The 13405-nt window shown below is 73.9% G+C and carries 1 protein-coding gene (running past one end of the window); it reads left to right on the forward strand.

What is annotated here, in order from left to right; all coding sequences use genetic code 11:
* Positions 1–13405 carry the 5' portion of a non-ribosomal peptide synthase/polyketide synthase gene (locus MYMAC_RS17970; RefSeq protein WP_204817706.1) on the forward strand. It continues 3740 nt past the right edge of the window, so only the first 13405 of its 17145 coding nucleotides appear in the window; the start codon lies at positions 1–3; its stop codon lies off the right edge, out of view.

A 13405-nucleotide genomic window follows, 5' to 3' on the forward strand; every position in this document is an offset into this window, starting at 1 on the left:
ATGCACTCTCCACTGGCCGTGACACTCCTGGAGTTGCTTGAAACGCGGACCCGGTCGCACGGAGCGCAGCCGCTCTACACCTTCCTGGAGGATGGCGGCGACGACGCGGTGCTGAGCTACGCCGGGTTGGACGTGAGGGCCCGGCGCATCGGCGCGGCACTCCAGGCGCTGTCACGAGCGGGCGAGCGGGCCGTCCTCCTGTATCCACCGGGCCTGGAATACATCGCCGGGTTCTTCGGGTGCCTGTACGCCGGGCTGATCGCCGTCCCGGCCTATCCGCCGGACCCGATGCGGTTGGACCGGACCTTGCCCCGCTTGCGCGCCATCATCCGTGATGCGCGCGCGAGCGTCGTGCTCACCACGTCCTTCATCCAGGAGATGGGCGAGGGGCTCTTCGAAGGCGCGCCGGAGCTCGCCGCGCTGCGCTGGGTGGCCACGGACGCGCTCGCGGAGGGGATGGAGGACGGCTGGCGGCGTCCGGCGCCCACCGGGGACACGCTGGCCTTCCTCCAGTACACGTCCGGCTCCACGGGGGACCCCAAGGGGGTGCGGCTCAGCCACGGCAACCTGCTGCACAACCTGGGGTTGATCTCCCACGCGTTCCAGGTCCGCTCGGACAGCGTGGGCGTCATCTGGCTGCCGCCGTACCACGACATGGGGCTGATTGGTGGCATCCTCCAGCCGCTCTACGCGGGCTTCCCCGTGGCGCTGATGTCGCCGCTCGCGTTCCTCCGCCGGCCGCGGTTCTGGCTGGAGGCCCTGTCCCGCTTCGGCGGCAGCATCAGCGGGGGGCCCTGCTTCGCGTTCGACCTGTGCGTGCGGAAGGTGCCACCCGCGGAGCGCGAGGGGCTGGACCTGCGCCGCTGGGAGCTGGCGTTCTGCGGCGCGGAGCCCATCCGTCCGGAGGTGATGGCGCGCTTCTCGGAGGCGTTCGCGCCGGTGGGCTTCCAGCGGGAGGCCCTGTACCCCTGCTACGGGTTGGCGGAGGGCACGCTGATCGCATCGGGTGGGCGCAAGGGGGAGGGGATTCTCACGCGCACCTGGGATGCCCAGGCGCTGGAGCGGAACGAGGCGCTGGCGGTGGAGGGCGGCCCCAATGCGCGTCCGCTGGTCGGGTCCGGCCAGACGCTGCCTGACCAGGCCTTGCTCGTGGTGGATCCACAGACGCGCCTTCCGTGCCCGCCTGAGCGGGTGGGGGAGATCTGGGTGTCCGGGCCCAGCGTGGCGCAGGGGTACTGGGAGCGGCCCCAGGAGAGCGAGGCGGCCTTCGGCGCGCGGCTGGCGGACGCGGACAGCGGGCCGCGGTTCCTGCGGACCGGGGACCTGGGCCTCATGAAGGACGGCGAGCTCTTCGTCGTGGGCCGGCGAAAGGACCTCATCATCCTGCGTGGGCGCAACCTGCACCCGCAGGACCTGGAGCTGACGCTGGAGCGCAGCCACCCGGCGCTGCGGCCCGGGTGTGGCGCGGCGTTCGCCATCGACGTGGGCGGGGAGGAGCGGCTCGCGGTGGTGTACGAGGTGGACTCGCGCAAGCCGTGGACGCCCGAGGACGTGGTGAGCGCGGTCCGCCGGGGCCTGTCGGAGACGCACGAGGTCCAGCTCCACACGCTGGTGCTCATCGAGCCGGGGGCGCTGCCGAAGACGTCCAGCGGGAAGATTCAGCGGCGCGCCTGCCGGGCGGAGCTGCTCGCGGGGACGCTCCGGGCGCAGCTGACGTGGAGCGAAGCGGACGCGGAGGCGCCGCGGGCCGAACCGGGAGCCCCCGCGGTGGTCGCGTCCGAGCCGCGGACCGTGGAGGAGCTGGAGGCGTGGCTGGTGGCGCGGATCGCCGCGCGGCTCCGCGTGCGTCCCGAGGACCTGACGAAGGACGCGGCCATCACGTCCTTCGGGCTGGATTCGCTCGGGGCCGTCGAGCTGGCCAATGACATCGAGTCCCTGGGCGTCGTCCTCCGCATGGAGGTCCTGCTCCAAGGACCCACGGTGGCGGAGCTCGCGCGGACCGTCTTCGCTGCGCGAGGGAAGCCGTCGGGCGCCGAGCTGACGCGGGGCGAGGCGACGGCGCCCGCGCCCCTGTCGTCCGCGCAGCAGCGGCTGTGGCTCTTCGCGCAGCTCGCGCCAGGCAGCGCCGCGTACCACCTGCCAGCGGCGGTGCGGCTCACCGGCGCGCTGGACGTGGCGGCGCTGGAGCGCGCCTTCGCGGCCATCCTCCAGCGGCACGAGGCGCTCCGGGCCACGTTCCGCGAGGAGGATGGGACGCCCTGGCAGGTGAGCGCGCCCGCCGCGGTGTCCGCGCTGCGGACGGTGGACCTCCGCGATGTCTCCCCCGAGCTGCGGGAGGCGACCGCGCTCCGGCTGGCACAGGAGGCGGCCAGGGCGCCTTTCGAGCTCGCCCACGGACCTCTGCTCCGGGCCACGCTGCTTCAGCTCGCGCCCCAGGAGCACCTGCTCGTCGTGGTGATGCACCACCTCGCCTCGGATGGAGCGTCGTTCGCCATCCTGGCGCGGGAGCTGAGCGCGCTGTACGCGGGAGTCGCTTCGCTGCCGCCGCTGGCCCTCCAGTACCCGGACTTCGCGCGCTGGCGCCGTGAGGTCGAGGCGGAAGGGGCGATGGCCACCGCCACCGACTGGTGGAAGGCGCACCTGGCGGGCCTTCCCGCCGCGCTGGAGCTGCCCGCGGACCGGCCGCGTCCCCCCATGCCGTCCTACTGCGGGGGGCGCGTGGCCGTTCGCCTTCCGGAGGCGCTCACGGTCCGGCTGGAGGCGCTGGGCCGGAGTGAAGGCGCCACGCTGTTCATGACGCTGCTGGCGGCCCTCGAGGTGCTGCTCGCGCGCCACTCCGGACAGGCGGACTTCTGCGTGGGGACCGCCGTCAACGGGCGCGAGCGAAGCGGCCTCGAAGGGATGATCGGGTGCTTCCTGGACCTCGTCGTGCTGCGCGCGTCCGTCGATGGGGCATCGCGCTTCCGGGAGCTGCTGGGGGCGGCGCGGGAGGGCGTGCTGGCGGCGTTCGCTCACCGAGGCGTCCCCTTCGAGCGGCTGGTCGAGGCCATCCAGCCCACGAGGGATCCGTCGCGGGCGCCGCTGTTCCAGGTGCTCTTCGTGCTCCAGCCGGAGCCCGGCGCCGGCCTCGCGCTGCCTGGGCTGGAGGCGCGCCGCGTGGAGGTGGACCCCGGCGCCACGCCGTATGACTTGACGCTGTCGCTGGCCCGGAGCGCCGAGGGGCTGGGCGGCTGGCTGGAGTACGCCTCGGACCTGTTCGACGCGGACACCGCCGCGCGGCTGGTGGCGAGGCTGGAGGTGCTCCTGGAGGCCGTCGTCGCGGACCCGGAGCAGCGCGTCGGCGCGCTGCCGCTCCTCCCCGAGGCGGAGCGGCGGCAGGTGCTGACCGGATGGAACGCCACGCGGACGGACTTCCCGGAGACGTGCGTCCACGCGCTCATCGAGGCCCAGGCCCGGCGCACGCCGGACACCGTGGCCGTGGTGTGTGGTGACGAAGCCCTGACGTACCGCGAGCTGGACCAGCGGGCCAACGCCGTGGCGTGGCGGCTGCGCGAGCAGGGCGTGGGCCCGGAGCGCGTCGTGGGGCTCTTCGCGGACCGCTCCGTGGACCTGGCGGTGGGGCTGCTGGGCATCCTCAAGGCGGGCGGTGCCTACCTGCCGCTGGACCCGTCCTATCCCGAGGCCCGCCTCGCGTTGATGCTGGAGGACTCCGGCGCCGCGGTGGTGCTGGCGCACCGGCACCTGGCGGGAGCCCTTCCTGCTGGGCGTCGGACGGTGGTGACGCTGGACGTGCGGGCGCTGGCGGACGGGCCGCCTCCCATCGCCGTGGCGCCGGGCAACCTCGCCTACGTCCTCTACACCTCGGGCTCCACGGGCAGGCCCAAGGGCGTGCTGATTCCCCACCGCAACGTCGCCAACTTCTTCACGGGGATGGACGCGCGCGTGGGGGCGGCGCCGGGGACGTGGCTGGCGGTGACGAGCGTCTCCTTCGACATCTCCGTGCTGGAGTTGTTGTGGACGCTGGCCCGAGGCTTCAAGGTCGTCGTGCAGGGCGAGCAGGGGGCCCTGGGCGCCGCGCCTCGCCGCGGGGGCCGGACGCGCCGCGCGCCGCTGGGGTTCAGCCTCTTCTACTTCGCGGCGGATGAAGGCGCGCCGGGCGCGGAGCGCTACCGCCTGTTGCTGGAGGGCGCGCGCTTCGCGGACCGCCACGGCTTCCAGGCCGTGTGGACGCCGGAGCGCCACCTGCACGCCTTCGGCGGGCTCTATCCCAACCCGTCGGTGACCAGCGCGGCCATCGCCGCCATCACCGAGCGCGTGGCCATCCGCGCGGGCAGCGTCGTCCTGCCGCTGCATCACCCCGTGCGCGTGGCCGAGGAGTGGGCGCTCGTCGACAACCTGTCGAAGGGACGGGTGGGCATCTCCGTGGCGCCGGGCTGGCACGCGAACGACTTCGTGCTCGCGCCGGAGCGGTACGAGGACCGCCGCGAGCTGGCGCGCGGTGCGCTGGACACCGTGCGGCGGCTGTGGCGCGGTGAGGCGCTCCGCTTCGCCAATGGCGCGGGTGCGTCCACCGAGGTCCGCCTCCGGCCGAGCCCCGTGCAGCGCGAGCTGCCCGTGTGGCTCACCGCCGCCGGCAATCCCGACACCTTCCGCGAGGCGGGGAGGCTGGGGGCAGGTGTCCTCACGCACCTGTTGGGACAGCGGTGGGAGGAGCTGGAGGCGCGTATCGCGCTCTACCGCGAGGCGTGGCGTGAGGCGGGGCACGAGGGCGAGGGCCACGTGACGCTGATGCTCCACACCTTCGTGGGGCAGGACGTGGAGCGGGTGCGCGAGACGGTCGAAGGGCCGCTGCGGCGATACCTGAGCGACTCCGCGGACCTGATGCGCGGCCTGGGGCGGACGCTGGGCGTGGACCTGGACCCGGCGTCGGTCCGCCCGGAGGACCTGGACGCGCTGGTGGGGCGCGCCTTCGGGCGCTTCTTCGAAGGCGCCGGGCTCTTCGGGACGCCGCGCACCTGCCGCGACCAGGTGGCGCGCATCGAGGCGCTCGGGGTGGATGAGGTCGCGTGCCTCATCGACTTCGGCGTGGACACGGATGAGGTGCTCGCCAGCCTGCCGGCGCTGGACGCCGTGCGGCAGCGCTGTGAGCGGGACTTCCGCCTCCAGTCGCAGGGCGACGACGCGGTGCCCGCGCAGCTTCGCCGGCACGGAGTCACCCACCTGCAATGCACGCCGTCCCTGGCGCAGGCGTTGCTTCTGGAGCCCGGCGCGCCGGGGGCGCTCGCGGGCCTGGAGCGGCTGCTGGTCGGTGGCGAAGCGCTGTCCGAGGCGCTGGCGGCCCGGCTGCGCGGCACCGTGGGCGGCGCGCTCCTCAACATGTACGGCCCCACGGAGACCACCATCTGGTCCGCGTCACACGCCGTGCGGGAGGCCGCGGGGCCGGTGCCGATCGGGACGCCGATCGCCAACACGTCGCTGTACGTGCTGGACGCCGCGCTGCGCCCGGTGCCCGTGGGCGTGCCCGGTGAGCTCTACATCGGCGGCGCCGGCGTCGCCCGGGGCTACCACGCGCGGCCGGAGCTGACGGCGGAGCGCTTCCTGCCGGACCCCGTGGCGTCGGAGGCGGGCGCGCGCATGTATCGGACGGGCGACCGGGCGCGCTGGCGGGCCGACGGGGCGGTGGAGTTCCTGGGCCGGGTGGACCACCAGCTCAAGGTCCGCGGCTTCCGGGTGGAGCCGGGTGAAGTCGAAGCCGTGCTGGCCCGTCACCCCGCCGTGGCGCGGGCCGTGGTGGTGGCGCGAGAGGACCTGCCCGGGAGCGCCCGGCTGGTGGCGTACCTGGTGCCTCGGCTGGAGGCGTCACTCTCCGGGGACGCGCTGCTGGCCTACGCCCGGCGCGCCCTGCCCGAGCACATGGTGCCCTCGGCGTGGGTGACGCTGGAGGCCCTCCCGCTGACGCCCAACGGGAAGGTGGACCGGAAGGCGCTGCCCGCACCGGAGGGCGTCCGGGACGTGGGCCGGGAGTACGTGGCGCCTCGGACGGAGACCGAGCGCAGGCTGGCGGAGCTGTGGGCCTCGCTCCTGGGTGTGCCGCGGGTGGGGGCCGAGGACGACTTCTTCGCCCTGGGCGGCCACTCGCTGCTGGCCACGCGCGCCGCGTCGCGGATTCGCGAGGCCTTCGGGGTCGACCTGCCCCTGCGCGAGCTCTTCGAGTCGGCTTCGCCCGCGGCGCTGGGGGCTCGTCTCGACGCGCGCCGTCTGCGTGCGTCGGGGGTCCCCGCGCTGCTGGCCCGCTCGCACGAAGGCGCGTTGCCCCTGTCCTTCGCGCAGCAACGCCTGTGGTTCCTGGAGCAGCTCGAGCCGGGTGGCGCCGCGTACAACGACGCGGTGGCGGTCCGGGTGGAGGGGGCGCTCGACGTGCCCTTGCTGGAGCGCTGCCTGCGGGAGGTGGTCCTCCGGCATGACGTGCTCCGCGCCACCTTCCATGAGGAGGACGGGGCGGCGTCCTGGCGCGCCCACGCCGAGCCCCGGCTCGCCCTCACGCGGGTGGACCTGACGGCGGGGGAGGCCGCCGCGCGGGCGGAGGCGCTGTCCCGGCGGTTGGAGGCGGAGTCATTGCGGGCCTTCGACCTCGGGGCGGGGCCGCCGCTCCGGGTCATGCTGGCCCAGGTGGGCGCGCGTGAACACGTGCTCCTGCTCGTGCTGCATCACCTGGTGACGGACGGCGCCTCCATGGGCGTGCTGGTGCGCGAGGTGGCCGCGCTCTACCGCGCCTTCGCCAGGGGCGAGCCCTCGCCGCTGCCCGCGCTGCCGCTCCAGTATGTGGACTACGCGGCGTGGCAGCGCGACTGGCTGCGTGGCGAGGCGCTGGAGGCGCAGCTCGCGTACTGGCGGGCGCGGCTGGAGGGCGCGCCTCGGGCCTTGGAGTTGCCCACGGACCGTCCCCGCCCCGCCGTGCGCGGCAGTCGGGGCGTGAGCCGCGAGGTGTGCCTGGGGGCGGAGCTGACACGTGGGTTGAAGTCGCTGGCCCGGCGCGAGGGCGCCACCCCCTTCATGGTGCTGCTGGCGGGCTTCTCCGCGCTGCTGTCCCGTCACGCCGGGCAGGACGACCTGTGCGTGGGGACGCCCGTGGCGGGCCGGGACCGGACCGAGCTGGAGGGGCTCATCGGCTGCTTCGTCAACACGCTGGTGCTCCGCGTGTCGTTGGCGGGCGCGCCTTCCTTCCTCGAGCTGATTGGCCGCGCGCGGGAGACGGTGCTGGGTGCCTTCGCGCACCAGGACGCGCCCTTCGAGGAGCTGGTGAAGGCGCTCCAGCCCGAGCGTGACCTGGGCCGCAGCCCGCTCTTCCAGGCCATGCTCGTGATGCAGGAGGATCCGCTGCCGGAGCTGACGGTCCCCGGGCTGCGGCTGAGCGTCCAGCCGCAGCCGAGCCACACGGCGAAGTTCGACCTGCGGCTCATCCTCACGGACACGCCCGAGGGCTTCTCCGCGAACCTGGAGCTGAGCGCCGACCTGTTCGAGCCCGACACCGCGTCCCGCCTGCTGGAGCACCTGCGCGTGCTGCTGGAGGCGGGCGTCCGCTCGCCGGAGCAGCGGGTCTCAGACCTGCCGCTGATGTCTCCGGCGGAGCGCCACCAGGTCCTGGTGGCGTGGAACGACACGCTCCGGCCGCGACCGGAGGCGGCCGTCCTGCATCGCCTCATCGAAGCGCAGGTGGACCGCACGCCGGATGCCGTGGCCGTGAGCTTCGAGGGAGACGCGCTCACGTACCGGGAGCTGGACCTGCGCGCCAATCAGCTCGCGCGCTTCCTTCGGGCCCGAGGCGTGGGGCCGGACACGCGAGTCGCCCAGTGCACGGAGCGCTCGTTGGAGATGGTGGTGGGGTTGCTGGGGGTGCTCAAGGCGGGGGGCGCCTATGTGCCGTTGGAGCCGGAGTACCCGCGCGAGCGCTTGGCGTTCATGCTCGCGGACGCGGCGGCGCCCGTGTTGCTCACGCAGGCGCGGCTGGCCGCGGGCCTGCCACACGGTGGCGCGGCGGTGGTGTGCCTGGACTCGGAGTGGGGCGTGATTTCGCGCGAGCCCGACACGCGGCTCGACGTGGCGGTGGAGGGGAGCGGGCTGGCGTACGTCATCTACACCTCCGGCTCCACGGGGCGGCCCAAGGGCGTGATGAACACGCACGCCGCCATCTGCAACCGGCTCCGCTGGATGCAGGAGGCCTACGGACTCGACGCGAGCGACCGGGTCCTCCAGAAGACGCCCTTCAGCTTCGACGTCTCCGTCTGGGAGTTCTTCTGGCCGCTGCTGACGGGGGCCCGCCTGGTGATGGCGCGACCCGGGGGGCACCGGGAGCCCGCGTACCTGACGGAGACCATCGCTCGCGAGCGCATCACCACGCTGCACTTCGTGCCCTCCATGCTCCGGCCCTTCCTGGAGGAGCCCGGCCTGGAGGCGTCCTGCGCCAGCCTGCGGCGGGTGTTCTGTAGCGGTGAGGCCCTGCCCGCGGAGCTGCGGGACCGCTGCTTCTCGCGCCTGGGCGCGGCTCTGCACAACCTCTACGGCCCGACCGAGGCCGCGGTGGACGTGACGGCGTGGAGCTGCGAGCGCGAGGACCGGCGCCCCGTCGTGCCCATTGGCCGCCCCATCGCGAACACGCGGCTGTACGTGCTGGACGCTCTGCTGCGCCCCGTCCCGGTGGGGGTGCCGGGAGAGCTGTACATCGGTGGCGTGGCCCTGGCGCGCGGCTACTGGCGCCGGGCGGCGCTGACCGCGGAGCGCTTCCTGCCGGACGCCTTCGCGGCCACACCGGGGGCGCGGATGTATCGCACGGGCGACCAGGCCCGCTTCCTGGCGGACGGCGCCATCGAGTACCTGGGGCGCCTGGACGACCAGGTGAAGGTGCGGGGCTTCCGCATCGAGCCGGGCGAGATTGAAGCGGCGCTGGCCCGGCACCCCGACGTGCGGGCGGCGGCGGTGGTGGTCCGGGAGGACGTCCCGGGAGACCGGCGCCTCGTGGCGTATGTGGCCGGGGCTCCAGCGGACGGCGGCGCGGCGCTGCGCGCGTTCCTGGGGGAGCGCCTGCCCGAGCACATGGTGCCGTCGGCGTTCGTCTCGATGGAGGCCCTCCCGCTGTCGCCCAGTGGGAAGCTCGACCGGCGCGCGCTCCCCGCACCACCGCGGGCCGTGCCCGGGGAGGGCGCGGGCTTCGTGGCGCCACGCAACGAGCAGGAGCGGCAGCTCGCGCGCATCTGGGCGGGGGTGCTGGGCGTCGAGCGGGTGGGCGTCGAGGACCGCTTCTTCGAACTGGGCGGCGACTCCATCCTCGCGCTTCAGGTGATTGCGCGGGCGCGGCAGGTGGGCCTCCACCTCACGGCGCGTCAGCTCTTCCAGCATCCGACGGTGGCGGCCCTGGCCCAGGTGGCGGGCGGCGTCCGCCGGGCGGGTGAACAAGGCCCGGTGGTGGGGCCCGTTCCCCTGACGCCCATCCAGCGGTGGTTCGTCGAGCGCGAGCTGCCCGAGCCGCACCACTTCAACCAGGCGCTGATGCTGGAGCCGCGTGAGCCCCTGGCGCCAGAGGTGCTGGCTCGCGCGCTGGCGGCGCTGGTGGACCACCATGACGCGCTCCGGTTGCGGCTGTCACGGGCGGATACCGGGTGGGCGCAGTCGTGCGACGAGCCTGGGCGTGAGGTGCCGCTGCGGCGGGTGGACCTGACCGGGCTGGAGGTGCCGGAGCAGGCCGAGGCGATGGCGCGAGTCGCCGCTGAGGTGCAAGCCGGGCTGGACCTGGCGTCCGGCTGTCTCTTGAGCGCGGTGCTGTTCGAACGGGGGAGGGCGCGGGCGGGCCGGTTGTTGCTGGTCATCCACCACCTGGCGGTGGACGGCGTCTCCTGGCGTGTGCTGCTGGAGGACCTGGAGACCGCGCTCCGGCAGCTTGCCCGTGGCGAGCCCGTGGCGCTCCCCGCGAAGACGACGTCCTTCCAGGAGTGGGCGCGGCGGCTGGAGGTCCATGCGGCCTCTGCGTCAGTCGCGGGGGAGCGGGCCTTCTGGCGCGAAACAACGAGCGCGGAGGTGTCTCCGCTGCCGCGTGACTTCGCGGACGGGGTGAACACGCAGGGGTCGGAGCGCGTCGTCACCGTGGCGTTGGCGGCCGACGTGACGCGCTCGCTGCTGCGTTCGACGGGCGCCGCGCCGGAGGAGGTGCTCCTCGCGGGCGTGGCGTGCACGCTGTCCAGGTGGACCGGGCAGCGCCGCTTGCGCATCGACCTGGAGGCCCACGGTCGCGAGGAGCTGTTCGAGGACGTGGACCTGTCCCGCACGGTGGGCTGGTTCACCTCGCTGTTCCCCGTGCGGCTGGAGGTGTCCGAGGAGCCCGCCTCCGCGCTGGCCTCGGTCCGGGCCTCGCGTGAGCACCGCAAGGGCAGGGGGCTCGGGTATGGCCTGCTCCGCTACCTGCGTCGCGAGGATGACGTCCCGGCGGCCGTCGGGGCGGGCGCCTCGTCCGAGGTGCTCTTCAACTACCTGGGGCAGCTCGACTCGGGCGCGCGGGAGTCCGCGCTGTTCGCCCTGGCCGCCGAGCCCACGGGGCCCTCGCAGGGGACGCGCGGGCTTCGAAGTCACGCGCTGGAGGTCGTGGCGCGCGTCGTTGGCGGACGGCTGGAGCTGGCGTGGCACTACAGCGAGGCGCTGCATGCTCGCGAGCGCATCGAGGCCCTGGCGCGGGAGTGCCGGGAGGTGCTGGCGGAGCTCGCGGGCGCGACGGAGCAGCGGTCTCCGCTCTCGCCTCTCCAGCATGGCTTGTTGTTCCAGGTGCTGCTGGAGCCCGGGACGGAGGCGTACTTCGAGCAGCGAAGCTGGGCGCTCTCCGGGCCCTTGGACCCCGAAGCGCTGCGGCGCGCGTGGGAGGCTGTGTCCGAACGGCATGCCTCGCTGCGGACCTCCTTCCAATGGGAGGGCCTGGAATCTCCTGTCCAGGTCGTCCACGCGCGGAGCGCTCCCGTCTGGCGTGAGCTGGATTGGCGTGGGCTCGCCCCCGAGGCCCGGGCCCAGGCGCTGGACGCGTTCCTTCGTGAGGACCGGGCCCAGGGCTTCGTGTTGTCGCGCGCGCCGTTGATGCGGTTGACGCTGATGCGGCTGGAGGACCGCGTCTGGCGCCTCGTCTGGAGCTTCCACCATCTGCTGCTGGATGGGTGGAGCCTGGCGCGTGTGCTCGGTGAGGTGCTGGACGCCTACGCGGCGCTCTCGCGTCGCGAGGCCTGGCGCCCGCCCGCCGCGATGGACTTCCGCGCCTACGTCGAGTGGCTGGCGCACCGCGAGCCCGAGCAGGACGAAGCCTTCTGGCGAGCGCAGCTCGCGGGCATCGAGGCTCCGACGCCGTTGCCCCTGGACGGCGCTGGCGGACATGGCACGGGTGAGCACACCGTGGCGCTGGGGGAGGCCGACACGGCGGCGCTCCAGGACTTCGCGCGCCGTCACGGGCTGACGCCGAGCACCCTGGTCCATGGGGCGTGGGCGCTGCTGTTGTCCCGCCATGGTGGCACGGCGGACGTCGTGTTCGGGACGACGCTGGCGGGCCGTCCGCCGGAGCTGCCGGGTATCGAGGAGGCGGTGGGGCTGTTCATCCACTCGCTCCCGCTGCGAGCCCGCATCCAGCGCGGCGCCGGGGTGGTGGCCTGGCTGCGCGAGCTCCAGTCCACGTTGGTCGACTTGGGCCAGCGCGGGCACGTTCCGCTCACGCGGCTCCAGGGGTGGAGCGACGTGCCCCGAGGCACGCCGCTCTTCGAGAGCCTCCTGGTCTTCGAGAACTACCCGGTGGACGCGGCGCTCGCGCGTGGCGCGGCGGGGTTGGAGCTCGGGGACTTCATGGCCTTCGAGCGGACCCACTATCCGCTGACCGCCGTGGCGGTCCCAGGGCCGTCGTTGCGCCTGAAGCTGCTCTACCGGCAGGAGCGCGTCGCGCCTGACGCCGCGGCGAGGCTGCTGTCGCACTGGAGCGGCCTGCTCCGGGAGATGCTCCGTCGGCCGGAGCAGCGGTTGGGCGAGGTGTCCCTGCTGTCGGAGGTGGAGCGTCGCCGGGTGTTGGTGGAGTGGAATGCCACCGCCACCGCGTACCCGCGTGGCGCCACGGTGCACGCCTTGTTCGAGTCCCAGGCCACGCGGACGCCTGATGCGGTCGCGGTGCGCTATGGCGAGACGTCGCTGACCTACGCCGAGCTTGACGCCCGGGCGAACCGGGTGGCCCATCGGCTGCGCGGGATGGGCGTCCAGCGAGGGGCGCATGTGGGGCTCTGCGCGGAGCGCTCGGTCGACCTCGTCGTGGGGATGCTGGGTGTCCTCAAGGCGGGTGGGGCCTACGTGCCGTTGGATCCGGCGTACCCCCGCGAGCGGCTCGCGTGGATGCTCGCGGATGCCAGGGCCCAGGTGCTGCTGACCCAGGAGCGGCTGCGGGCGGCGCTGCCCTCGGCGGGGTTGCGCGTGCTCACGTTCGAGGAGGTCGCGGCGGAGCCGGACACTGTCGGTGCGCCGCCGCCTTCAGGGGCTGGCGCCGAGGACCTGGCGTACGTCATCTACACCTCCGGCTCCACCGGGACGCCCAAGGGTGTCTGCGTCCCGCATCAAGCCGTGGTCCGGCTGGTGGTGGAGACGAACTTCATCCACGTGGTGCCGGAGGACCGCGTGGCGCAGGCGTCCAACGCCTCGTTCGACGCGGCCACGTTCGAAATCTGGGGCGCGTTGCTCAACGGCGCGCGGGTGGTGGGCGTGGACCGGGAGACGGCGTTGTCGCCCCGGGCGTTCGCGTCGTGGCTGCGCGAGGAGGGCATCCGGGTCCTCTTCCTCACCACGGCCTGGTTCAACCAGGTGGCCGCCGAGGTGCCGGACGCCTTCGGTGGGGTGCGGCAGCTCCACTTCGGCGGTGAGGCCGTGGACCCCCGGCCGGTGCGCCAGGTCCTGCGCGCGGGGCCGCCCGGGCGGCTGCTCCATGTCTATGGGCCCACGGAGAACACCACGTTCTCCACGTGGCACCACGTCACGGACGTGCCGGAGGGCGCCACCTCCATCCCCATTGGCAGGCCGCTGGCGAACACCGTCCAGTACGTGCTCGACGTGGACCTGGCGCCGGTGCCGCCTGGGGGTGTGGGAGAGCTGTGGCTCGGAGGGGATGGCCTGGCGTGGGGCTACCTGGGACAGCCCGCGCTGACGGCGGAGCGCTTCGTTCCGGACCCGTTCAGCACGCGTCCCGGGGCGCGGCTCTACCGGACGGGGGACCGGGTCCGCTTGCTCGCGGACGGCGCGGTGACGTTCGAGGGCCGCGTGGACGCGCAGGTGAAGGTGCGCGGCTTCCGCGTGGAGCCGGGCGAGGTCGAGGCCGCGCTGCTGCGTCACCCCGATGTCCGGCAGGCCGTGGTGC

The sequence above is a fragment of the Corallococcus macrosporus DSM 14697 genome, assembly GCF_002305895.1.
Classification (GTDB): domain Bacteria; phylum Myxococcota; class Myxococcia; order Myxococcales; family Myxococcaceae; genus Myxococcus; species Myxococcus macrosporus.